General features: G+C 37.2%; 27 protein-coding genes. 5 read left to right on the top strand and 22 right to left on the bottom strand.

All coding sequences use genetic code 11. The features are described from left to right. Window positions 1–282 precede the first annotated feature (282 nt). Window positions 283–486, bottom strand: a complete 204-nt coding sequence (locus B3D98_RS00475) for a hypothetical protein (RefSeq protein WP_016991509.1) — start codon at window positions 484–486, stop codon at window positions 283–285. 135 nt (window positions 487–621) lie between these two features. After that, entirely contained in the window at window positions 622–2130 is a 1509-nt protein-coding gene (locus tag B3D98_RS00480; RefSeq protein WP_288579729.1) for a leucyl aminopeptidase, read from the bottom strand. A 123-nt stretch (window positions 2131–2253) separates the two neighbouring features. On the opposite strand from B3D98_RS00480, the gene B3D98_RS00485 reads away from it, so the two are divergent. Next, a complete protein-coding gene (locus tag B3D98_RS00485; RefSeq protein WP_048394429.1) occupies window positions 2254–2736 on the top strand; it encodes a divergent PAP2 family protein in 483 nt (160 codons plus the stop codon). An 89-nt stretch (window positions 2737–2825) separates the two neighbouring features. On the opposite strand, the gene B3D98_RS00490 is transcribed toward B3D98_RS00485, so the two are convergent. The 6 genes from B3D98_RS00490 to B3D98_RS00515 form a co-directional block, all read right to left on the bottom strand. Continuing rightward, a complete protein-coding gene (locus B3D98_RS00490) occupies window positions 2826–3155 on the bottom strand; it encodes a YuiB family protein (RefSeq protein WP_288579730.1) in 330 nt (109 codons plus the stop codon). A gap of 245 nt (window positions 3156–3400) precedes the next feature. Beyond that, on the bottom strand, window positions 3401–5194 hold the full coding sequence (locus B3D98_RS00495) for a carbon starvation CstA family protein (protein WP_004228334.1): 1794 nt from the start codon (window positions 5192–5194) through the stop codon (window positions 3401–3403). Between the two features lie 117 nt (window positions 5195–5311). Further along, window positions 5312–6055, bottom strand: coding sequence for a LytR/AlgR family response regulator transcription factor (locus tag B3D98_RS00500; protein ID WP_288579731.1), 744 nt, complete (start codon window positions 6053–6055; stop codon window positions 5312–5314). Window positions 6056–6061: 6 nt separating this feature from the next. Beyond that, the gene (locus B3D98_RS00505; protein WP_054549439.1) at window positions 6062–7813 is read right to left on the bottom strand and encodes a sensor histidine kinase; all 1752 of its coding nucleotides are present in this window, start codon (window positions 7811–7813) and stop codon (window positions 6062–6064) included. 25 nt (window positions 7814–7838) lie between these two features. After that, window positions 7839–8336: an NUDIX hydrolase gene (locus tag B3D98_RS00510; RefSeq protein WP_288579732.1), complete on the bottom strand. Its 498-nt coding sequence runs from the start codon at window positions 8334–8336 to the stop codon at window positions 7839–7841. A 321-nt stretch (window positions 8337–8657) separates the two neighbouring features. Beyond that, a complete protein-coding gene (locus B3D98_RS00515; RefSeq protein ID WP_048394421.1) occupies window positions 8658–9032 on the bottom strand; it encodes a HesB/IscA family protein in 375 nt (124 codons plus the stop codon). Between the two features lie 186 nt (window positions 9033–9218). On the opposite strand from B3D98_RS00515, the gene B3D98_RS00520 reads away from it, so the two are divergent. After that, window positions 9219–9911, top strand: a complete 693-nt coding sequence (locus tag B3D98_RS00520; protein WP_048394419.1) for a DUF2225 domain-containing protein — start codon at window positions 9219–9221, stop codon at window positions 9909–9911. 50 nt (window positions 9912–9961) lie between these two features. Here the strand turns inward: B3D98_RS00520 and B3D98_RS00525 are convergent, their stop codons facing one another. After that, complete coding sequence (locus B3D98_RS00525) at window positions 9962–10198, bottom strand: NifU family protein (RefSeq protein ID WP_004228295.1); 237 nt, start codon at window positions 10196–10198, stop codon at window positions 9962–9964. An 83-nt stretch (window positions 10199–10281) separates the two neighbouring features. Here B3D98_RS00525 and B3D98_RS00530 point away from each other — a divergent pair, with 83 nt between their 5' ends. Continuing rightward, complete coding sequence (locus B3D98_RS00530) at window positions 10282–10617, top strand: YuzD family protein (RefSeq protein ID WP_054549443.1); 336 nt, start codon at window positions 10282–10284, stop codon at window positions 10615–10617. Between the two features lie 54 nt (window positions 10618–10671). On the opposite strand, the gene B3D98_RS00535 is transcribed toward B3D98_RS00530, so the two are convergent. Beyond that, window positions 10672–11736: an NAD(P)/FAD-dependent oxidoreductase gene (locus tag B3D98_RS00535; RefSeq protein WP_004228288.1), complete on the bottom strand. Its 1065-nt coding sequence runs from the start codon at window positions 11734–11736 to the stop codon at window positions 10672–10674. A gap of 269 nt (window positions 11737–12005) precedes the next feature. Here B3D98_RS00535 and B3D98_RS00540 point away from each other — a divergent pair, with 269 nt between their 5' ends. After that, complete coding sequence (locus B3D98_RS00540) at window positions 12006–12242, top strand: YuzB family protein (protein WP_004228286.1); 237 nt, start codon at window positions 12006–12008, stop codon at window positions 12240–12242. Between the two features lie 79 nt (window positions 12243–12321). Here B3D98_RS00540 and B3D98_RS00545 read toward each other — a convergent pair whose 3' ends face one another. Both B3D98_RS00545 and B3D98_RS00550 read right to left on the bottom strand, forming a co-directional pair. Then, window positions 12322–13074, bottom strand: a complete 753-nt coding sequence (locus B3D98_RS00545; protein WP_048394415.1) for a TIGR01457 family HAD-type hydrolase — start codon at window positions 13072–13074, stop codon at window positions 12322–12324. After that, window positions 13071–13523 carry a DUF86 domain-containing protein gene (locus B3D98_RS00550; RefSeq protein ID WP_048394413.1) on the bottom strand — a complete coding sequence of 151 codons (453 nt, stop codon included), beginning with the start codon at window positions 13521–13523 and terminating at the stop codon, window positions 13071–13073. The genes B3D98_RS00545 and B3D98_RS00550 overlap by 4 nt, the downstream gene beginning before the upstream one ends. Window positions 13524–13611: 88 nt before the next feature. On the opposite strand from B3D98_RS00550, the gene B3D98_RS00555 reads away from it, so the two are divergent. Next, window positions 13612–13878, top strand: coding sequence for a DUF3055 domain-containing protein (locus B3D98_RS00555; RefSeq protein WP_009371988.1), 267 nt, complete (start codon window positions 13612–13614; stop codon window positions 13876–13878). A gap of 83 nt (window positions 13879–13961) precedes the next feature. On the opposite strand, the gene B3D98_RS00560 is transcribed toward B3D98_RS00555, so the two are convergent. From B3D98_RS00560 to B3D98_RS00605, 10 genes are all read right to left on the bottom strand, one after another. Then, on the bottom strand, window positions 13962–14156 hold the full coding sequence (locus B3D98_RS00560) for a hypothetical protein (protein ID WP_312144199.1): 195 nt from the start codon (window positions 14154–14156) through the stop codon (window positions 13962–13964). A 51-nt stretch (window positions 14157–14207) separates the two neighbouring features. Beyond that, a complete protein-coding gene (locus tag B3D98_RS00565) occupies window positions 14208–14735 on the bottom strand; it encodes a D-glycero-alpha-D-manno-heptose-1,7-bisphosphate 7-phosphatase (RefSeq protein ID WP_054549444.1) in 528 nt (175 codons plus the stop codon). Between the two features lie 114 nt (window positions 14736–14849). Next, entirely contained in the window at window positions 14850–15197 is a 348-nt protein-coding gene (locus B3D98_RS00570; RefSeq protein WP_004228271.1) for a YutD family protein, read from the bottom strand. 33 nt (window positions 15198–15230) lie between these two features. Beyond that, a complete protein-coding gene (lipA, locus tag B3D98_RS00575; protein WP_004228269.1) occupies window positions 15231–16148 on the bottom strand; it encodes a lipoyl synthase in 918 nt (305 codons plus the stop codon). A gap of 107 nt (window positions 16149–16255) precedes the next feature. Further along, window positions 16256–17053, bottom strand: coding sequence for a sporulation protein YunB (yunB, locus tag B3D98_RS00580; RefSeq protein ID WP_048394406.1), 798 nt, complete (start codon window positions 17051–17053; stop codon window positions 16256–16258). A 23-nt stretch (window positions 17054–17076) separates the two neighbouring features. After that, entirely contained in the window at window positions 17077–18186 is a 1110-nt protein-coding gene (locus tag B3D98_RS00585) for an HD-GYP domain-containing protein (RefSeq protein ID WP_288579734.1), read from the bottom strand. A 33-nt stretch (window positions 18187–18219) separates the two neighbouring features. After that, window positions 18220–19587: a bifunctional metallophosphatase/5'-nucleotidase gene (locus tag B3D98_RS00590; protein ID WP_048394403.1), complete on the bottom strand. Its 1368-nt coding sequence runs from the start codon at window positions 19585–19587 to the stop codon at window positions 18220–18222. A gap of 20 nt (window positions 19588–19607) precedes the next feature. Further along, window positions 19608–20432, bottom strand: a complete 825-nt coding sequence (locus B3D98_RS00595; protein WP_054549446.1) for a sulfite exporter TauE/SafE family protein — start codon at window positions 20430–20432, stop codon at window positions 19608–19610. After that, the gene (locus B3D98_RS00600) at window positions 20432–21289 is read right to left on the bottom strand and encodes a DUF72 domain-containing protein (protein ID WP_054549447.1); all 858 of its coding nucleotides are present in this window, start codon (window positions 21287–21289) and stop codon (window positions 20432–20434) included. The genes B3D98_RS00595 and B3D98_RS00600 overlap by 1 nt, the downstream gene beginning before the upstream one ends. Before the next feature lie 156 nt (window positions 21290–21445). Then, window positions 21446–22444 carry an ABC transporter substrate-binding protein gene (locus B3D98_RS00605; RefSeq protein WP_103118721.1) on the bottom strand — a complete coding sequence of 333 codons (999 nt, stop codon included), beginning with the start codon at window positions 22442–22444 and terminating at the stop codon, window positions 21446–21448. Window positions 22445–22536: the final 92 nt, after the last annotated feature.

Consider the following 22536-nt stretch of genomic DNA (forward strand, 5'->3'; position numbering starts at 1 on the left):
GGGTCCTCGATTTTCTAAACCTGACACTTTGCTTTCGGTACAAAAACCTTTACTAAATTAAGATAAAGAAAAAAGGCTAATATTATCCTTAGACACAAAAATGCCTATGAATAATAAAAGCCTCTAGTTTGCTAGTCAGCCACATATTTAATTCTTAGTAATATAATAAGAATAATAAATAATTTAGTATATTCTGTCAACACTAAATTTGATACTTCGTTAGGCACAATAAAAACCAGTTGTCGATATCAAGATCGACAACTGGCTGATCTAATTATGTGCTTACCATGGTCTACGATATCGCGGACCTGGTCGAAAATATGGACCTGGTGGATATGGTCGATAGTTTGGATAATATGGATTGTAAGGATATTGATTAAATTGAGAGCCAAGGAAACTGCCTAAAAAACCACCAAAAAACGGTGCGCCAAATGGCCAAATAAAGCCTCCAAATCCTCCGCCTGGATAACCTCCGAAATTGCGCATATGCTACCTCCCCTTTTTACTCTATCGTATGAAGGAAGATACATCTATCATATGTAGAATGCCTATTCTATCGGGATTAGTGCATAAATCACAAAAAATCAGCGAGAATAAACTCCCGCTGATTGACATGCTTTATTATTTTTCTTCCCCTAAACGTTGGACAAAATTCGCGAGTGTACGGACCATAACACCAGTACCACCCTTAGGTCCTAAATCATGTACAGCTACTGCATCAGATGTGCCTGCTATATCCAGATGAATCCATGGTGTATCACCAACAAATTCGCCCACAAAACCGCCGCCGAAAATCATATGACCATCACGACCAGGTGAATTATTTAAATCAGCTACATCTGATTTTCGAATTCGTTTTTTATCATTTTCTGTTAAAGGCATACGCCAAACAAATTCATCGGTCTCTTTTGCAGCTTCCATAAATGCTTCAAAAAATGCATCATCATTTGCAAGAGCACCTGTTTTATCCATACCTAGTGCAGTTATAACGCCTCCAGTTAAAGTAGCAACATCAATCAGTGATGTAGCCCCTTGCTGTTTAGCATATGTAGTTGCATCTGCCAGAACTAAACGCCCTTCTGCATCCGTATTTAATACTTCTACCGTTTTTCCGCTGTACGTCGTAATCACATCATCTGGTTTAAACGCTGTATCAGACACCATATTATCTGTAGAACCGATAACGGCTACAACATTTTTATTTGGACGTAATTCACCGATAATTTTCATCGCACCAAGTACAGCAGCGGCACCGCCCATATCACCTTTCATACCAACCATAGAGTCCTTTGGTTTTAAAGAATAGCCGCCTGTATCATACGTTACACCCTTACCAACAAGGCCAATTGGATCTTCAAAATCTTCAGTCGCTTTATATTTTAAGGTAATTAATCGTGGTTCTTCATAAGAGCCTTGGTTAACACATAATATACCACCCATACCTAGTTCCTCTAATTGTGCTTTATCTAATATCTCTACTTCAAAACCGTATTCCACAGCAAGAGATTGTGCATAGTTAGCTAAATCCGTAGCTGTTAGTAGGTTTGGAGGTAAATTAATTAAGCTACGAGCTTCATTGACAGCATCTGCATAAATCACACCTACCTCAAAGCTTGCCACCACTTCATCTAAATCCTCTGCTGTAGTCACAAGGTGAACAGCATCAATACGTTTATCTACTTCGTTTGAAGTTGTTTTATAATGTGGGATAGCATAATAGCCAAGGCCAATTCCTTCACCCGCTAAAAATGCTACATCTGCTGTTGAAATTGACTCTGTTGTAAATGATTCAAGCCAGATGGAATACTCTTTTACTTTTAAAGATCTTAATTCTTTTCCCACTAAACCAAATGCTGTGCGAATATCACCTTCTGTGAGGTTTTTACGCTCATCTAAACCTACAAATACAATACGTTTCAGGTTAGCATGGTCTTTCACAAATGGTAATTTCGTTAGTTTCTTTAATTCAGTTGAGACGTCTCCTGCACTAATCCATGTATCAAGGGCTTCACCGTAAAAAGATGAAAAGCTTGCCCAGTCCTGCATTTGTTCACGATGTTTTGTGACTCCTACCACTAATAGTTCAGTAGAAATCGTTTCAAATGTTTTTGCTTCTTTTACAATATGCATGTAAATTCCTCCATTCCATATACTATTATAACGAAGTTTCTGAAAAGCGCGTAATATTTGCCTATATCTTCTTTTAGAAAATAATGAATGTTATAATAAAAGCAATTATTTGCGAAGGTTGTGATGAAATTGAGTTTACTCCACAATACCCCATTACTAATTGCCCTCTTTGCGGTTCTCTTTGCACAGTTTGTTAAAATCCCTATTCATTTTTTAATGACCAGACAAGTAAAATGGGGACTTTTTACCTCAACAGGTGGAATGCCTAGTTCTCACTCTGCTTCTGTCACTGGATTGGCAACCTCAATTGCCTATGAGACGGGTTTGGAATCCCCCATTTTTGCGGTAGCTGCAATGTTTTCCATTATCGTGATGTATGATGCTAGTGGTGTTCGTTACCAAGCAGGTCAGCATGCAGCCATTTTAAATCAACTGCGTAAGGATTTCCAAACATTGCTTCATGATTTAAAAAAATGGCCACAGATGGACGGACAAGAAAAAATGGAGGAATTAAAAACATTATTAGGCCATAAACGAAGTGAAGTATTTTTTGGGGCTCTAACGGGTATTTTTATCGCCATCATAGCCTACGAGTTTTTCATCTAACAGACATCAACACATCCTCTAGAGGAGGCTGTGTTTTTTTGTATAAAAAAAGTATTCTTTCTTCAATTGAAGAAAGAATACTAAGCACGTTAGAACATTCGATAGCCACTTTTACGTAAATAAATCATCACGATACCAGCCACAATAGAACCCGCAAAGCCACCTGATAAAATAGCAATATCCACAAACTGAAGTGCCTGTAATTTATCAATTAATGCTGGGAATGCAGAGCCTGGCTTAAAAATATAATCTAAGAAGCTTACTTCATCTACAATAAAGATGACAACAATTGGATACACAATTGCCATTAACCATGTCATCCGTAACAGCATATTTAACAAGAATCCGATACCAAAGAACATGACGAAAAATAACAAAATAGAAATGATTAACTGTACTAATGAAACTTGACCATCCATGTATGTATAACCTCCGTTTTCCTCTCATTAGTTTACATGATTACGACACCGCTTTCAATGAACATATCCTTGTTTTCGCTTGTTCGTCATATTTAGGAAAATCATCAATCGATCATCTATGGTTGATCTTTGAATTTAGGGGTATATGCTTCTTCCGCGGGTATTTGCTTCTCCTTCGTCGTAGATGCTTTTTTCACCAAAAAACTATTGAAGACAAATGCTTATCTTCAATAGTTTCTATGATTTTATGAAGTTGATTGAGCTACTAAAAACTTTGGTGATTTCCAAAGCTGTGCCCATTTTTTAAATGCTGTCAGCACAATTAAGAAGCCAAGCATTAACATGATAACAGATAAAATCCCATTTAACATATTAAAGCCTGCAGCGGCTGGATTCCAGTATACATTTTTAATCATCCAATAGCCTGCAACGTTGACCGTAATGTATAAATAAGCCAATGGGATAAAGCATGTCAATGCATAGATGCGTTTATCTGCGACCTTCAATACCATCGTCACGCCACATACTAGACCAATGGCTGCCATTAGCTGATTGGATACACCAAATAATACCCAGATTGAGCTTATATCCCCTGAATACAATAAATAGCCCCACATAAAGCAGGCAAGTGCACTAGCAAAAATTGTACCTGGTACCCAATTGGTACGCTTCAGTGGTTTATAAACATTGCCACCAAAATCTTGTATTAAATAACGAGCTACCCTTGTTCCAGCATCAATGGCTGTAAGAATGAAAACCGCTTCAAACATAATGACAAATTGATAGAAGTACGAAGATAACTCTGCGAACCAAGGAATACCTGTAAAGATATCTGTCATACCAACTGCTAGCGTTACAGCACCTCCTGTTCGTCCTTCCAAGTCCATGCCGATACTTTGAGACAATGCTTGTAGATGAACCGGCTCCATTCCTAATGTAGCAAATACAGCTGGTGCTGAGTTAATCGCAAAATAGTCGGCTGGATGAAGAGCAGTAGCTGCGATTAAAGCCATCACACCTACTAGTGACTCTACTAACATAGCACCAAAGCCTACAATACGAATGTCCTCCCAACGATCAATCATCTTAGGTGTTGTTCCTGAGCCTACAAAAGCATGGAAGCCAGAAATGGCACCACAGGCAATTGTAATAGAAACAAACGGCCAGACAGGACCGGCAATTACTGGTCCACCACCATGAATAAACTCTGTCAATGGTGGGAATTGAATAGCAGGATTAACAAAGAAAACGCCAATAATTAGTGCAATAAATACCCCAATCTTCATGAAACTACTTAAATAATCACGAGGTGCTAATAAAAGCCACACAGGTAATGCAGCGGCAAAAAAGGCATAGATTGGTAAGATGATAGCTAATGTATCCCGATCAAATGTTAAAAAATCACCGAATGCTGTGCCTTGAATAAGCGGTCCGATAAATACCCCAATCATTAATAAAATAAAGCCTATAGTAGATGTAACAATTAAATTGCCTGTTTTACGATAGGCAATACCCACAAGCATGGCGATTGGTATCGTAATACCTACAGCAAACGTTCCCCATGGATTGCGCTCTAAAGCACCTAACACCACCATCGAGAGACCTGCCATTGTAATCGTAATAATGAATAGCATCGCAAGGCCTGTACAGAAACCTGCGATAGGGCCTAACTCCTCCTTCATCACTTCCGATAGGGATTTACCACCATGACGCATGGAAGCAAATAAAACAACAGCATCATGAACTGCCCCACCAATTACTGCTCCGATTAATAGCCATAGAAGTCCAGGCAAATACCCAAATTGTGCAGCTAGGATTGGTCCAACTAAAGGTCCTGCTGCTGCAATCGCTGCAAAATGATGCCCAAAGGTTACCCACTTATTCGTCGGAACATAGTCTTTACCATCTTCCAAAGCGTGGGCTGGGGTGGGCGTATCATCTTTTATTTTAAGTACCTTCTTTGTAAAGAAAATGCCATACAAACGATAGCTGATCATCAAAATACAAATAGACCCTATCACTATTGTAATCGCATTCATGCAAACACCCCTTTTACTTTTTCCACATCATAGCAAAGGAATGTCCATATTATTCGTAAAATAACTGAAATGTCAGAAATTAAAGTTGAAAGGTAGTAGTTGTCCGTTGAAATGCAACTACTTCGATAGGTCAAAAATTTTCCGTACACCCTTCATATATAGCCTACTTACTGGAATGGAATGTCTGTTATGCACAATTAAATTAAATTTAGAACTACTCCAAGGCTCTAATTCCACAATATGCTCTAAATTGACAATATACGCGCGATGGACACGTACAAAGCCTTTTAAGGTAAGTCTTTTTTCTAACGCGGCCAATGATTCAGAAGCAAAAAAACGCCCCTGCTCTGTCACAACAACCGTTTTACTATCCTCAGAGGTACAATACAAAATATCCTGTATTTTCAATAATAAAATTCGATCGTTTACATAAACTGTTAACTTATCGAGCTTGTCCAACTGAGATGCCTTTAACTCCTCCATTGTTTTTGCTTGCGCAGCTCTTTTTTTAGCTAACAGTTTTTCCACAGCTGTTTGTACCCTTTCTGCCTCAAAGGGTTTCAATATATAATCAAATGCATTGACTTCAAATGCCTGCAAAGCATAGTCATCGTAGGCTGTAGCAAAAATAATTTCAGGTCTCTGTGCATTCAGTAATAATTGTTTAGCTAAGTCAAGTCCATTGTTCATGCCTAATTCAATATCTAGAAATATACAATCGACTTCTTCAAGCTGTGACGCTTTGCACAACTCCTCAAGATTTTCAGATTCACCACAAACATTCACTAATGCTGTTTGCTCTAATAAATATCGCAGTTCCGCGCGTGCTAAGGGTTCATCATCCACAATATATACATTCAAATTTTTCTACTCCCATCTAGTCGCCTTTAACGGCAGTTGAATCATAATTTTTGTGCCCACATCTAACGTACTTGTTATATGAAAATCCGCTTCAGAACCATAAATTTCATGGATCCTCTGATAAATATTCCAAAGAGCGGTTCCTGTCCCCTGTTCGGATTGCATTATACGCTTGCCAAGTTGTTTTACCTGCTCCTTCCTCATACCACAGCCGTTATCTTCCGTTAACAGGACCAGCTTATCATTCACACGTTGTACTTTGACATAGATTTTGCCTTCATTACGATTTTTAAAGGCATGATAAATAGCATTCTCGACAAGAGGCTGTAAGGTAAATGGAGGAATTTGCACATCAAAGAGTGTTTCATCCATGATAAATTCAACTTCGTAACGATTTGGAAACCGTGTTTGCTCAATAGATAAATAAGCTTCAACATGATCTATTTCATTTTTCAATGGAATGAGCATTTGCCGTGCGCCCTGCAAATTGCTTCTAAAAAATGTACTAAGCTTGATTAATAATGCTCTTGCCTCATCTGCATCTGTCCGAATCAAGCTTGAAATAGTATTCAGACTATTAAAGAAGAAATGTGGATGAACTTGTGCTTGTAATGCCTTGATTTCAGCATCCTTTAATAATTTTCGCTGTTGCTCAATTTCAGCATATTCAAGCTGAGAGGAAAATAGTCTACTCAAACCCTCTGCTAGCTCCTTCTTCACCCCTGTCAAAGAATCCGCTTTAGTGAAATAAAGCTTTAAGCTTCCCACTGTTCGATGCTGTACCTTCAAGGGCAAGACAATAGCAGCACTTAATGGGCAGCTAGCGTGTGGACATTGAATTTCCTTTTGAGATGTAGCCATTAAAATTTTGCCTTCCTCTAATACTCGTTTTGTCAAAGCTGTCATGATTTCTCGATGAATTAAATGATGATCCTCACCAACGCCAACATGTGCTAACACCCCATTTTTATCGGTAATAGCGACCGCATCTACTTTTATTTCTCTTTTAATAATTTCTGCAACCGTTTGGCATGATTCTTCATTCAAGCCCTTACGAAAATGCTCAATTGTTTGTTGGGCAATTGAAAAAGCTTGATGGGTTTGTAATGCCTTTGTTCGCTCCTCTTCATCAATAAACGTTTTAATAATCATGAAAAATAAAAATATCCCAAAGGCATTCATTAAAATCATCGGCATTGCAATTAATGAAACTAACTGCAAGGCCTGCTCAAATGGCTTCGCGACTACTAAAATCACCAGCATTTGAATCGTTTCTGCACAGATGCCGATAATGACTGCTTTCTTATAGGAAAAAGTTTGACGTATTTTAAAGCGTTTACTTAAACCACCTGTAATAAAGCCAGCTAGAATTGTTGAAACACCGCAGGCTATTGCTGTAAAACCACCAAGTGTAATTCGGTGAATACCTGCAATAATTCCTACACATACACCAACAAGTGGTCCACCAAAAATTCCTGCAATAGCGACACCAATTAATCTCGTATTAGCAATGGCCTCCTCCGCATTGATCGTACTATGTATCATCTGATTTAAAGGATGGATTGTCCCACTTTCAATTTTAATCCCTGTATAACTGCTGATAATACATAGGCTACTAAAGATAATAATGAGCCATATTTTCTCTTTCGTTCCTTGCTCCTGAAACAGCTTTTCTCGAAAGAGTCGCCATCTTGACATTAAAAAGGCAAACACAATGATCAGCCCAACTCGCTCTAACATAAATAAAAACAGCTCCATCAAAGGTCACCTCCTAAAAGTCATATTATTTTTTAAAGAATAAACGATAAGAGGTATAACCAAAAATATCACCCGGATTAATCCCTTCTATCGCCTCTAATTGATGTCTTTCAAATTGATTGGAAGCCATTTCCTTTAACATCACAGAGGTTGTTTCATCTTGTGCTAGTTCCTGTGGATACAACCATTTTGCTTCTAAAATTTCTTTTTCTTGAATGGAAACCTGCTGCTGCTCATCTAGCATTCGACAATGAAAAATCGCCATATTATCACTGATATCATCACGGATGACACCTGTTCTAAATCCAATTAAGCCTGAGACTCTACAATCGATGCCTGTTTCTTCTTTGATTTCACGAATAACCGCCTCATCTACCGTTTCTCCTGCATTAACAAAACCTGCTGGCAATGACCAACGCCCCTTCAAGCCACTATAAGCCTTCTTTACAACCAACCATTGCCCAAGCTCATTCACCGTAACACCTGATACACCCAACCATATTTTCCCTCGATCTTTTCTCATAACCTTCACCTCTATCTACCTATTATACCTGCTCACTTTCTATGGAATGAAGCATTTATTCTGAATTTTACAGTTAATCCACAGTGAAAATGCTTCTTTCATTCAACCTCAATGAAAGAAGCTATTATACATTGCCTTGAATTTCACTAAATAAGGTCATAAAAATTTGTTGGAAGTGTCAGATGATTTTTAACATAGTTACTTACAAACAGGTAAATAAAAAGAAAGAAAAAAGCTCCTTTCATTCATCATGTTTTGCAACATCATCAATCAAAGAAGCCTATTATTGTTAGCCCATTATTCGAATGGATTTATTTACTTTTACTCACAAACCTCAGGCGTACCTTCACGCTTTGCTGTTCTGAAAGACGTACCACAGCCACATGATGCAATGGCATTTGGATTATCGATTGTGAAGCCACCGCCCATTAGCGATTGTTTATAGTCAATTTTTGTTCCCATCAAAATCGGCGCATCTTCACGGGAAACAAGAATTGTTAAACCATGCTGAACATCTTCAAAATCATCATCTTTTTTCTCTTTATCAAAATGCATGCCATAGGATAGCCCGCTACAGCCGCCACCATTCACCACTACACGTAAAAAAGAACCTTGTTCTTCATTATGCTCCATCATTTCATTAATATGAAAGCCAGCAGCCTGTGTCACTTCTATAATTTGCTTTGTACTTGTCATCCCAATCACCTTCCTTCTTACGTATTATCATAACAATTTTGACCATTGTATGACAAACATTCAGCTTCAAGTCGATTATAAGTTATAATTCTCATATTTTTCACATTAATAGTATTTTTTATTCATGTTAATAAAAACATCATTGGTATAATAGTTACAACGAATTCTTGGCAGGGGGTAATATATATGGAGATTTCACCATATTATGAGAAAAAAATTCAATGTTTAAATTGCAAAAAAGAATTTCCAACATTAAAAGTGCGTTCAAAATTTATTAAAGTAGATCATACGGAAACAGATTTTCAACCTATTTATGCAGATGAAGTGAATGCTCTCTATTATAATGTTTTTGTATGTGAGCATTGTGGCTTTTCCTTTACAGAAGACTTTACAAAATATTTTGCACCGGGTATCCAAGATGATATACGTACACAAATTACAGAAAAATGGGTGCATCATGATTTCAAGGGTGAACGTACCGTATTTCAAGCCATTCAAGCCTATAAGTTAGCGTTTCTTTGTGGCACGATTAAAAAAGAAAAAAATGTAGCGATTGCTGGACTAACTTTACGTCTTGCATGGCTTTATCGTTCCTTAAACAATAGTGGACAAGAAGAGCGCTTTATGAAATTAGCACGTGATTATTATATGGAATCTTATTCTACCGAGGACTACAGCTCTACACAAATGTCAGCTGTCCGAATTATGTATATGATTGCTGAATTATCTAGACGTATTGGAGATATTGAAAATGCGACACGCTTCTTTTCTAGAGTCATTGAAAAACAAAGTGTCGGTGGTGAGGCAAAAATTATAGATATGGCGAAAGAACAGTGGGCCATTATTCGTGAAGAAAAAGAACATGCGCGTCATAAATAGGTAAATAAAAAAGTTCTAGCTTGCAAACAGCTAGAACTTTTTAAAAAGGCTTAGAATACTTGCTCTACTTCCACGATACCTGGTACTTCTTCTAATAATGCTCGTTCAATACCAGCTTTTAATGTAATCGTAGAACTTGGGCAACTGCCACAAGCACCTAATAAACGTAATTTCACAACGCCATCCTCAACATCTACTAATTCACAGTCTCCACCGTCACGTAGTAAGAATGGACGTAATTTATCTAATACCTCTTGAACTTGGTCGTTAATTGTTGCTTCTGCCATTTATCTCGACTCCTTTCCTTATAATGATTATAATGTTAGCAACAGAAAAAATCCAATATTGAATCACAAGGAGAGAAAATACTATGCCATCAACAAAACCTATGATTGAAATTTATGGAACAGCTGTCATCTGTGCTAGTTGTGTCAATGCCCCATCTTCCAAGGATACATATGAGTGGCTACAAGCAGCCATCAATCGCAAATATCCAGATCAAGCATATGATATTCGCTATATCGATATTGAAGGTCCAATTGAGAATGAACGCGACCAAGAGTATGCGTCACGTATTCAAGACGATGAATTTTTCTACCCCCTTGTCCTCATTAACAATGAGGTAGTTGGAGAGGGCTATGTCCAATTAAAGCCTGTATTTACGGCCCTTGAAAATTTAGGGTTTGTCCCAGACGAAACGGTTTAATAAAAATAAAGGGATTGTTTCAAAATGATTTTTGAAACAATCCCTTTCAGCTAATTAATCATTTTGACGTTTGTAATACCATAATAATCCTGATTTCATTAAGCGAGCGATACGCCCAGTTACTGTTGTATCAGCTAAGTATACAAAGCCTTGTTTTTTACCAAGAGCTCCCATAAAGCCTTTTAATTTAATATCTGGCATCTTCTCTGGTAAATGTTCACCTTTCCAACGCATACGAAGTACTTTCACAATTTGCTCCGCTTGTTCCTCTGCTAATTGTGCTGTTGGGGCTAAATCTGATGAAGCACAATCTCCTACAACATAGACATGTTCATCATCGAGTAAATTAAAATACTGTGTGACAAGTGGACGGTCATGTTTATCTTTCTCAACATCCATATCACGCACAATTTTGACTGGCTGAACCCCCGCAGTCCAAACCACTGCATCGAGTAAAATTTCATCATCATGATTAAAAATTTTACCTGGCTCTACTCTTGTAATATTTGAATTGGCAACCACATCAACATTATGCTTAACAAACCAATCCTTTACATACTTACTGAGTTTTTCTGGAAAATCTTTCAATATACGTTGACCACGGTCAAATAGCTTGATTTTTAAATCTGAGCGACTTTCACGTAGCTCACTTGCAAGCTCAATTCCACTTAGGCCAGCCCCTATAATTCCAACTGTAGACCCAGCTGGTAACCCACAAAGTGCTTGGAATGTTGCACGTGATTTACCCATTGTTTGAATGCTGTACGTATACTCTTCCGCACCTGGTACACCATGATATTTATCTTCACAGCCAAGCCCAATGACTAAATCATCATATTCTATACGTTGTCCGTCTTCAAGAATGACTACTTTTTCCGCACGATTAATTTCAACGACTTCTCCATATACGGCTGTTAAACGTTCATGCTCTGGGAAGCTTACACGAATTTCTTTATCTGTTGCTGTCCCTGCCGCCAATGCATAAAACTCTGTTTTTAAACTATGGAAAGGGGCTCTATCTACTATAACTACCTCTCTGTCTAATGGTAGGCTGTTTAATAGACGAAGCATGACACGCATATTGCCGTAGCCGCCACCTAAAAGTACTAATTTTCCCATAATAGTCTCCTTTTATATCTCTTTTAATAATTGTTCACAAAGTATCCACAAACGAGTATAACCGATTGTGAGAAGTTTCACAATATCAGAATGAAATTTTGTGAAAGATTTCACAAAATAAACGAGAACCTGTTCATTTCTATTGATTTTTAAGCCATTAATAACAAATTCCCTTTATCTTTTATTAAAAAACGTTTCTTTTCTCTTAAACATAAATAATTGACGAAAATCGTAAAACCGAGTAGCATTACTTTGGTGAGGTGACATGGATGAATCCAATGGTTGAATTTTGTATAAGTAATTTAGCAAATGGCTCTCAAGCAACTTATGAAGTACTCGAACGCGATCCAAACATCGACGTTTTGGAATATGGCTGCCTCAGTTATTGTACAAAGTGCTCAGAATCCTTCTATGCAATAGTAAACGGTGAATTAGTAGAAGCTGATTCTCCTGATGAATTAACGAAAGCCATTTATCAATTTATTGAAGAAAATCCTTTATGGTAGTTTTCTAAAATGCCTATATGAATAAATTTGAACAAATAAAAAGGATGTTATGCTGAAAATTAGCATAAACATCCTTTTATTACTTTAGTACGTCCACTACATATGTAGGTTGGCATTCTTTTTCGAGGACAGTCTTTGTAGGCGTCACCCCAGTATTCACATGAATGGTGTCACAGCCAAATCGAATGCCACACATAATGTCCGTATCATAATTATCACCGATCATTACCATGTCTTCTTTCGCAATTCCATGTTCGGTCGCAATTACTTCCAGCATGGCTGGCGATGGCTTACCAATATAGATTGGTTCAACATCTGCAACTTCTCCTACCAAGCGTGCAAAAGAACCATTGCCTGGTAAGAACCCATATTCTGTTGGGAATTTAATATCTTGATTCGTGGCAATAAAGGTCGCTCCTTGCTGAACAAAAACCGTTGCCCTAGCAAGTGCCATATAATCAAGCGTACGATCAATCCCCATAACAAATACATCGGGCTCATCCTCAACAGGCACAATATTTTCATTGAGTAGTGCCTGACGAATACCATCTGTACCCATCATCGCTACTTTTTTGCTTGGAAAATGTAGGGCCACATACTTTGCTGTGACCAATGCACTTGAATAAATATGCTCTAATGGCGCGTTCACGCCAATAGACAGTAAAGCTTCTTGCAGTTGTTCTCGCGTCTTCGAAGAATTATTCGTTACATAGAATGGCTCAATTCCTGCTTGCTGTAAACGATGAATAAAAGCTACCGCAGAAGGAATACCTTCCTTCCCACGGTAGACAGTACCATCTAAATCAAAGCAATAGGCCTTATATTGTTTCATTGATGATCCTCTGGCAAAAATGCTGAAACAGGTCCTAATTCATTTGTTAAATAATTATGAACTGCTGGCGAGAACTGCTTTAAAGCCATTAGATTGGCTGTTAATACATGGATAACCTCTTGGATATCTACCTCTATAAACTCACGCACTAGCATTTTACGTAAGCCAACAACTGCTTTGTATGGTGCTTCCAAATCAGCAGCTACAACTTTTTCATCGACTAAAATATCAATAATATCCTCGTAGCTTCCTGGATCGCGCATAATGAAACCGTCAATCATTAAATTTCCTACATCCATCATTGACTCCATAATGTTGTGTCCAATTCGCTCGATAGCTAATTTCTTTATATCATTCTGAAGCCAATTATCCTCTGTCTCCAAAATAGTTAATAGCCCATCTAAGTACTGTAAATTTTTTGTGATTTTATTACGATCTACAAAATACACAAGGAAAGCCCCCATTCAAATCTTTAAAAGTTGATAGTCTTTTCTCTTCTATAGTACCATAACTATAGGATTGGAAGGAGATTAAAAGATGGAACGTTTTTTTTTATATGATGATGTAGAAGATACGAAAACAAGATTTGTTAGTTTTGCTGGACAAAAGCTACGTTATGATTTAGCTATATTACAATCTGGCCGCTTCTTTGGAAAAGTGCTTGTCATGGATATCCAGTTCGGTCGCTTTGCTATTATTGGTCCTGATGATGTAGAAGAGCCTGGTTACTTAGAACATGTGTACAATCGCACAGAGGAAGAAACAATCGAATTACGGGAATACTTGCGTGAATTATTGAACTAACACCCATTTTATTGGGTGTTTTTTTATATAACATAAAAAAATTTCGCTAACCCTGAGCGATTGCGAAATCTTTTTACGTATTGTTATTTATTTAAAGTGGATGGATTATCTTTTTTATGGGGCTTGTCTTTATTTTCATTATCATTTTGCTTTTTCGCTTGCTGATTTTGACCAATCACAGCTAAATCGTCTACACTAATATCAAAACCATACCCATATTCCTCTCGATCTAATGGCTTTTTATTGCGTTTTTCTTTTCCCAACATCATCACCTCCATTCATAAATTATCCCTTTTTTAATGATTTATACGCCCTTTTTCTCAATACATTTAAGCTGTGACATCCTTAATAATCCACTGGGCAGCGCTTATTAAATCTGGAAAGACAGCATCTGCTAATGGATCTTGTTCTCCTAGGAAAACACCCTTTGTTCCTGCCCGTTTTCCTGCAATAATATCCGTATCTGTATCACCAACCATATAGGATTTTGATAAATCAATGTTATATTTCTTTCCTAAATCCACAATTAATTTGCTATTGGGCTTGCGGCAGGCACAACCTGACTTAGGTTTGTGCGGACAATAAACGACTTCATGGATTACTGCCCCTTTTTTCTTTAGCTCCTTCACCATATGTTCATGTATTTTCTGTAAGCCACTTTCCTTCATAAAGCCTAAACCAACCCCACCTTGATTTGTCACGACAAACACATAATCAAAATGCTTATTTAGCTTTCTGATTGCCTCAGGCACTTGCGGTAAAAAGTACAAATCCTTAGGCTTATTCACAAACTTCACACGATTGGTGAGTACTTCATTGATAACACCATCACGATCTAAAAATACGGCTCTTTTCATTTGCAACACACCTTCGATAAGCTGTTTTGTGCTTTAGTTTTCCCCAATTACACAAAAGCTAACAATCATGAAAAAAAACCTGATGCCTATCACATCAGGTTTTTGTATAAGAGTTTATTCTGCTAAAGGTTCATGGTCTGTTGGCTTTGTTACTTCACTCATATCCACTACTTCTGGCTGTTTCATAACTTTCCCCAATTTACGTAATACGAAATAAGCACAGCCAAAATTACAGTATTCGTATAGATAATCTTGAAGCGTACTTATTTTTGTATCAAAAGTGGATTTTTGATTTTTATCATCAAAAAACCCCTTTAAACGTAACTGGTTATAGCCCCAATCACCTACAATATAATCGTATCTGGCTAAGATATCTGAGTATCTTTCCTGAAAAACTTCCTCCTGAAAGGCCTCGCGATAATCTTCTATTAGTTCATATTCTAATCCTTCAACTATGATCAAAGTGACACCACCCTTTTCGTTCAGCCTTGACGTTTACACTTCCGCTTGTAATTGACGTTCTTTCGTTGCAGCATTTACTTGTTCGTCTGCATGATAACTACTACGTACAAGTGGGCCAGCCTCACAATGCTTAAAGCCTTTCTCCATGGCAATCTTACGCAGTTTACCAAATTCTATTGGTGAATAGTATTTTTTAACTGGTAAATGCTTTTTCGTTGGCTGTAAATATTGACCGATCGTCATAATATCTACATTATTTGCACGTAAATCGTCCATGACTTCTAAAATTTCTTCATGTGTTTCGCCTAATCCAATCATTAGTGATGATTTCGTTGGAATTTCAGGCTGCATCTCTTTAGCTAAACGCAGGAACTCTAAAGAGCGTTCGTATTTTGCACGAGCGCGCACTCTAGGTGTTAAACGGCGTACTGTTTCAATATTATGATTTAAAATATCTGGTTTTGCATCCATTAACATTTGAAGGTTCTCCTTCATCCCGCCTAAATCTGATGGCAATACCTCAACAGATGTGAAAGGACTTTTACGACGAATTGCACGTACTGTTTCTGCTAAAACTTGCGCTCCGCCATCCTTTAAATCGTCACGTGCGACCATTGTAATAACAACGTGCTTTAAATTCATAATGGCTACTGAATCTGCAACGCGCTCTGGTTCTGCCAAATCTAGTTCATTTGGTAAACCTGTTTTCACTGCACAGAAACGACAAGCACGTGTACAAACGGAACCAAGAATCATCATGGTAGCAGTACGTCTCTCTCCCCAGCATTCATGGATGTTTGGACAACGAGCTTCTTCACATACTGTATGCAGATTTTTCTCACGCATCAGCTTTTTAAGCCCTTTATATTCATCATTCGTGTTTAGTTTTATTTTTAGCCAATCTGGTTTTCTTACATGTTCTTCTTTACTTGTAGGTTTACAAGATGTCATACGAATATCGCCCCTATCAAAAATATACATTTTTTAATATTAACTATCTTCACTGTTGTCAATGTAACATATTAAAGGCACTCCAACAACTATCACAACAAACATTTCTATTTATAAGGGACAGGTATTTCTATGGACGGTTGTGGCGCGTCACTACTATTGGTATAAATGTTTGGAACAGGTCCCCTTGTTAGGCCCATCGCTACAGGTATATCCTGTGCAACGGTAGAAGACTTACTAGCGAAAGGAACAATAATCTGAACATTTACCTCTAAATGAATACCTACCTCCACATAAGCACTATTGATTCCAAATTCTTGAATAGAGGATGTCACATTACTATGAACATTCCCAATCACATGGAAGCGAATCGGGATCTTTGGCCCCAAATTTCCAAGCAAGGGAATATTGGCTGCTTGACCAAGCGGTACAAAAAAGACAATGCCATCACCATCTTGGATCCTGTTAATATCATATTCAACATTATCTAATTCAGGTAAATGGGATAGCTCTCCCTGTTCAGCTTGCTCCAAATACATTTTAACAAGCTCTAATGTCTCTGCTCGAACACGATTAATGATTTCTGTATTAAACTTAGTCGTCATCATTTCAGACGTACCTGGAGGAATATCTTCAATGATATCATTTACATCTAATACATTAGAGGTACGTGAATTAATGGCTTTACTCACAACATATGAGGCAATCTTCGTAGTTTGCACTTCCGCATATTGCAAATAGGTTGGCATGAGCCGTTCATTTAAATAATAAATAAATAATATAAGGCAAACAACCATACTAACAATTAAAATCGTTAATTTATTAAGACGCATTCCCCTTCTACCATATGAGCGTAATTTCATTCTTTTTCGAGGGAAAAACAAAAAAATCTCCTCCTGTTCCATAACGTATGAACAGGAGGAGTAATTTATTCTACTTTTGCGGGAACCACATAATCCGTCTCAACATTTTCAATTGTTACATCAGGATAATCCACTAAATTAATTTCATATGTAGCTGCGACCAATTGATCTTGTTCTTCAAAAATACGAATCCATGGTAATGCCGCATCCAACGTGTTTTGTCTAGATACAATCCCACGGCGTCCATCTGATAATTTTAAAATAACACCATTTGGATAATGAACAACAGCTCTTTTTAAAGCTTTTACAATTCGAGCATCATAAAGAGTGCCCGAGCCAGCTTCAACAATGGCTAGTCCTTGTGAAGGGAGCATCTTCTCCCGGTATACACGATTCGTTGTCACCGCATCAAAAACATCTGCAACACCAATTATCTTGGCAAATGGATGAATTTCAAAGTCAACAAGTCCTCTTGGATAGCCACTTCCATCAATACGTTCATGGTGTTGGAAAGCACAGTGCGCCACAAGCAGAGAGATTGAATGTAAATTCCGTAATAAATCAAAACCGTAACGAGCATGCATCTTCATCATTTCAAACTCATCATTCGTTAAACGTCCTGGCTTTGTTAAAATATCTTTCGGTACCATTAGTTTACCGACATCGTGTAATAACGCACCTATCCCGATCAAACGTAAATCCTCAGCAGAGTAGCCAAGTTCTTTGGCAATGGCAATAGAATACAATGTCACTTGGAAAGAGTGTTGATATAAATATTCATCAAATAAATAAGCATCTGTTAAAATGGTTAGAATTTCATTATTTCCAGTAACTGCAGAAAGTAATTCATCTACGATCGAAACAATTGTCTTTGATTGCTGATCTAATATATAAGAAGCATTTACTGGATTCAAACCATCAATGGACTGGAACGAATCCTTTATAGTTTTGATGACTTTATTTCGCATAGCAGGTGGAACGGTCTCTTCTACTTCTATTCCCTCAGAAATCTCATCGTCAATATATAAATAATGTGTATTTAACTGTTGAAGTCTTTGAATAATACGGTCATTAATGACAACATCTTTCTTTAAAAGCGGATGACCTGCCTCATTCCAAATGGTTCTTCCTAATACCATTCCTTCTTTTAATACATCGATTGAAATTAATCGCATGACTTCTTCCCCATTCCATTCTTTAAACTCTCTCTATTGTTTAAAGAATCTTTGACCATAATCTATCATAATGTTTCGTAAAAATTCAGGCAAAATATATTGTTTTTTTGCATATTTAAAACTTGGATAAAAATAACCAAATGTAAACAGATCCAATGTGACCAGTTTATAAATGTGATTTTGATCTGCTAGCTTACCATTAATTAATAATTGCCGATTTTCATTCATGGAAAATCCATATGTCAATATTTTTCCAAAAATGACGCCTCTAAACCCTAGTCCTTTTAGTTCGATATAAGGCCATTCTTCATTTTTAGATTGCATATAAATTTCTTTCATTTCAGCGACGGATAATTCAATTGTACATAAATTAATTGGATGTGGAAAAATTCGGTGCAAATCTAAGGCAGTCACTATTCCCTTAGGAAGACCATCTAAAAATATCCCTGCATTGAATAATGCACAGTCCGCTCCGCTTTTTTCCAAAATTGCATGTGCAAATAAATCAGATAGCTGTGAATAATGGAACCATTCCTTGTTGTAGGCTTTCTTTGTTGTAAAAACTGGAGTATCCAATATTCTGTTTCCTTCATCCTCCAAAAACTGTACCACTTTCTGTTCATTTTTAACAATTGGCAAATCCTTATTATGAATTAAAGTATCCTTTTTTTCAACAATTTTCCTCAATTTTTTATCATATTCTATGATAAGATGTCCAGTATATTGGCCAAACTTACCTCCACCTGTCAGTAAAACCCCATTAATCACTTTGCCCTCTGGTAGGACATGATGAGTATGAGAGCCGAATATAACATCAATTTCTGGACACTCATCCGCTAAGAGCTCATCCTCTGTAATGCCTAAATGGGATAAGCATACAACAATGTCTACTTCTTCACGTAGTTGATGCGCTAAACGTAGCAGTGTACTTCTAGCGTCGTCCATATGCCAATTTAATTCTTCATAATATACTTCAAACATGGCCGTGGCTGCAATGACGCCAATCTTCGTACCCATTGCTGTTGTTAAGATTACATAAGGCTTCATCCATGCTGGCTTCTTCCCGTGGGAGGCATATACATTTGCAACCACAACATCAAAATTAGCATTGTCATATAAGTGGAAGAGCTCTTCATGGGATAATGTAATACCTTCATTGTTGCCGATTGTCACCACATCGTAACCCGCCTCATTTAGCAATCGCACATTACCTTTCCCAACTGTTGCTTCTGTATAAATGTTGGAACGATCTAAATGATCTCCAACATCAAACAAATAGCTTGTTTCCCCGATATTCCCTAATTTATTGCGCATTTCTTTCACATAGCTTTGCATTCGTGGCCAATACTTAAAATGACTATGCAAATCATTTGTGTGAAAAATATGGATCTTTTCAAGCATTAAAGCCACCTCACTTCAAATTAAGCTAATATGCCTTCTATAATAGATCGAATTCCTAGTAATAATAGAATAATCCTTAAAGCTAGTACAAGTGTATCGGATTTAATCCTCTTATTTAACGCAGCACCCAGCTTTGCTCCAACATAAGCACCAGGAATAACTGGAATAGTATAAAGCCAGGGTACATGACCGAAATAAACATGGCTTGCAGAATTAACAATGGACGTTAAAAATACCATAAACATCGATGTTGCCACCGCGACATGTGGGGGGAATAAGAATAAAATAATCATTGCTGGCACGATCATGGAGCCGCCACCTATTCCAAATAAACCAGAAGCAAAGCCAATACCAAATGTTAATGTAATAGCAAACCAAATGGGATAGCCATATACATAGGTTTTTCCCTCAGAGTCAGTAAACTCTTGCTGCATACCATTTTTTACAAACCATTTTACAGGCTTCAGTTTGTCTCTCACAAGCAAAATAATCGATAAAATAATAAGTAAAATACCGAAATATAAATTAAAGGATGGTAAATCTAATCCTTTATTGACCCATGCGCCAAGGATTGTTCCTGGAATACTTCCAATAAAGAATATAAAACCACTTTTATAATCCACCGTTTTAGATTTCATATAGCTTAGCGTGGAGGCAAGTCCCGTGAAAATCATCATCACCACTGATAAACCGACTACTTTTTGTGGTGTAATATCTGGGATCATTCCTAAATTTAAGCCGATGTATAATGTTGCTGGTACTAATACTACACCACCACCTAGCCCAACTAATGAGCCAATTAGACCAGCAAGCAAGGCAATGATGACTAATAAAATAAACTCCATTATAGTTCCCCTTCAAACATGTTTAATTGTTTAGGTGCCAACCCGACATCGTTAATATTCAACATACCTTGTAGCTCCTTTGCGTTTTTCGCTGCATGATTACCAGAATTATTATTAAATAAAACGAAGAGTTCATTGACCTCTGGTTCAAGCTTTTTCATGCTATCCCCAAGCTGCTGTAATTCTTCTTTATTATAATCATATAAGAAGCGAACTTTACGCCAATTTTCTGCATTTCCTGTGTTCCGCCATCCATGTATATTGCGACCATGGAGACGAATCAACGCTTTATTTGCAGTCACTACAGGGTAGAAAGGAACAGATCCTACACCAGCCTGTGGTTCATCACAAATCGTATGGATAAATTGATGTTCTCGTAAGAAATCTATCGTCTGCTTGACAACATTTTCTGCATACCATGTTTGATTTCGAAATTCAATCGCTACTTCAAAATCCTTTAGCTGCTGTCGGATATACAATAAATATTGCACATTTTTTCCTTGGCAATCAAACCATGGTGGAAATTGTGCTAATACCATGGCTAGCTTTCCATAACGTTTAAATTCATTGGCACATTCAATAAATGCATTGAACATATCATTTTTTGATTCAAAGGGAATCTCTCCACGTAAATGACCCGTCATTCCTTGGTAAGCTTTCACAACAAAACGGAAGTTTTCAGGTGTATCCTCACACCATTTCCGAACATGCTCTTTGGCTGGTATGGCATAAAAAGAAGTATCTACTTCAACCGTTAAAAAATGACCTGTGTAATCAAATAATTTATCCTTTGAAGTAGTCACTCCACTATAAAGTGAAGGGTGATCGCCCCAACCAGTTAATCCTACTACAATCATGTGACATCCTCCTCTATGTACATAATCATAGCACACAGTATGTCACTACAAATAAACATCATGTAAAAAATATACCTTCTTTTATCACTTAATTATGCCAAAGAAAAAGCATGAGTCCATATTCCATTGAACTCATGCTACTATAACAGGCGACGTTTATTTCACAAGATTTTGCTGAATAGCCTCTAAAAACTTAATTCGGCTATATGCAGGGCCACCTTCCATTAGTGGATCTAGTACATTAACAAATACTCGGTCATTTTTAAATGCAGTAATATTTTGGATGATTGGATTCTTTTTAAAGTCTTCTAAAGCATTCGGCGCGTCCGCATTTTCATCTGTTGAAAACTGCACAAATAAATAATCAGGATTCATATCTGCAAGTTGCTCCACAGAAATGGCCTCTTGAGATTTAGCTTTAGCAACTTCATTAGGTACTGCTAAACCAAGCTCGCCATAAAGAACTGCATTTAAAAATACTTCTTTTGGATAAACATACGCTTGTCCCCCACGAATACGAATAGCCGCTACTTTTTGATCTTGTAGTTTTTCAGTTAACGTGGACTTAGCAGCTTCAATATCAGCTTTATATGTAGATAAGATCTTCTCAGCATCTGCTTGCTTACCAGTTAGTTCTGCTAGTAAATTCAAATTAGATTCCCAGTTCGTCGAAATATGTGAAACTAAAATTGTAGGTGCAATTTTCTCTAATTTACTTTGTACCTCTTCTGGGAACTTTGTGGACCCTAAAATGACATCTGGATTTAATTCTAATATTTTTTCAAAGTTTGGTTTAATCTTCTCACCAATAGATTCTGCTTTGTCTGTTACAGAAGCATAGAGCTCAGGGAACTTGCCACCAATAGCAATAGCTCCAACTGGGTGAACATCCAGCACCACCATATCCTCCATTGCTTCCATAGCTCCAGTTACAACAATTCTTTCCACTTTTTCTGGCACTTCATAGCTTTCACCAAGATATTCAATCGTTCTCGTGCCATTTTCATTTGTTGATTCTTCTTTTGTTTGTGTCACTTCTTCTTCTTTTGGTGTATCAGTGGAAGATTCCTCTTCTACTGCCTTCTTCTCTCCACATGCGGCGAGAATGAGCATAAATAATGCTATGAAACTAATAAATAAAAATTTCTTTTTCATTTACCTATTCTCCTTTGAATGATGATTGTTATGATGATTAACTATCTCATCTTGCTTATTGAAGTACTGAACATCTTCTAGATTTACCATCC

Origin of the sequence: Lysinibacillus sp. UBA5994 (assembly GCF_002429725.1) — a bacterium.
GTDB lineage: Bacteria > Bacillota > Bacilli > Bacillales_A > Planococcaceae > Lysinibacillus > Lysinibacillus capsici.

What these genes read in the sequence shown, in the direction of transcription:
- B3D98_RS00475 (WP_016991509.1), bottom strand. Translation starts at nt 486, where the DNA reads ATGCGCAATTTCGGAGGTTATCCAGGCGGAGGATTTGGAGGCTTTATT.
- B3D98_RS00480 (WP_288579729.1), bottom strand. Translation starts at nt 2,130, where the DNA reads ATGCATATTGTAAAAGAAGCAAAAACATTTGAAACGATTTCTACTGAA.
- B3D98_RS00485 (WP_048394429.1), top strand. Translation starts at nt 2,254, where the DNA reads ATGAAATTGAGTTTACTCCACAATACCCCATTACTAATTGCCCTCTTT.
- B3D98_RS00490 (WP_288579730.1), bottom strand. Translation starts at nt 3,155, where the DNA reads ATGGATGGTCAAGTTTCATTAGTACAGTTAATCATTTCTATTTTGTTA.
- B3D98_RS00495 (WP_004228334.1), bottom strand. Translation starts at nt 5,194, where the DNA reads ATGAATGCGATTACAATAGTGATAGGGTCTATTTGTATTTTGATGATC.
- B3D98_RS00505 (WP_054549439.1), bottom strand. Translation starts at nt 7,813, where the DNA reads ATGGAGCTGTTTTTATTTATGTTAGAGCGAGTTGGGCTGATCATTGTG.
- B3D98_RS00510 (WP_288579732.1), bottom strand. Translation starts at nt 8,336, where the DNA reads ATGAGAAAAGATCGAGGGAAAATATGGTTGGGTGTATCAGGTGTTACG.
- B3D98_RS00515 (WP_048394421.1), bottom strand. Translation starts at nt 9,032, where the DNA reads ATGACAAGTACAAAGCAAATTATAGAAGTGACACAGGCTGCTGGCTTT.
- B3D98_RS00520 (WP_048394419.1), top strand. Translation starts at nt 9,219, where the DNA reads ATGGAGATTTCACCATATTATGAGAAAAAAATTCAATGTTTAAATTGC.
- B3D98_RS00525 (WP_004228295.1), bottom strand. Translation starts at nt 10,198, where the DNA reads ATGGCAGAAGCAACAATTAACGACCAAGTTCAAGAGGTATTAGATAAA.
- B3D98_RS00530 (WP_054549443.1), top strand. Translation starts at nt 10,282, where the DNA reads ATGCCATCAACAAAACCTATGATTGAAATTTATGGAACAGCTGTCATC.
- B3D98_RS00535 (WP_004228288.1), bottom strand. Translation starts at nt 11,736, where the DNA reads ATGGGAAAATTAGTACTTTTAGGTGGCGGCTACGGCAATATGCGTGTC.
- B3D98_RS00540 (WP_004228286.1), top strand. Translation starts at nt 12,006, where the DNA reads ATGAATCCAATGGTTGAATTTTGTATAAGTAATTTAGCAAATGGCTCT.
- B3D98_RS00545 (WP_048394415.1), bottom strand. Translation starts at nt 13,074, where the DNA reads ATGAAACAATATAAGGCCTATTGCTTTGATTTAGATGGTACTGTCTAC.
- B3D98_RS00555 (WP_009371988.1), top strand. Translation starts at nt 13,612, where the DNA reads ATGGAACGTTTTTTTTTATATGATGATGTAGAAGATACGAAAACAAGA.
- B3D98_RS00560 (WP_312144199.1), bottom strand. Translation starts at nt 14,156, where the DNA reads ATGGAGGTGATGATGTTGGGAAAAGAAAAACGCAATAAAAAGCCATTA.
- B3D98_RS00565 (WP_054549444.1), bottom strand. Translation starts at nt 14,735, where the DNA reads ATGAAAAGAGCCGTATTTTTAGATCGTGATGGTGTTATCAATGAAGTA.
- lipA (WP_004228269.1), bottom strand. Translation starts at nt 16,148, where the DNA reads ATGACATCTTGTAAACCTACAAGTAAAGAAGAACATGTAAGAAAACCA.
- yunB (WP_048394406.1), bottom strand. Translation starts at nt 17,053, where the DNA reads ATGGAACAGGAGGAGATTTTTTTGTTTTTCCCTCGAAAAAGAATGAAA.
- B3D98_RS00585 (WP_288579734.1), bottom strand. Translation starts at nt 18,186, where the DNA reads ATGCGATTAATTTCAATCGATGTATTAAAAGAAGGAATGGTATTAGGA.
- B3D98_RS00590 (WP_048394403.1), bottom strand. Translation starts at nt 19,587, where the DNA reads ATGCTTGAAAAGATCCATATTTTTCACACAAATGATTTGCATAGTCAT.
- B3D98_RS00595 (WP_054549446.1), bottom strand. Translation starts at nt 20,432, where the DNA reads ATGGAGTTTATTTTATTAGTCATCATTGCCTTGCTTGCTGGTCTAATT.
- B3D98_RS00600 (WP_054549447.1), bottom strand. Translation starts at nt 21,289, where the DNA reads ATGATTGTAGTAGGATTAACTGGTTGGGGCGATCACCCTTCACTTTAT.
- B3D98_RS00605 (WP_103118721.1), bottom strand. Translation starts at nt 22,444, where the DNA reads ATGAAAAAGAAATTTTTATTTATTAGTTTCATAGCATTATTTATGCTC.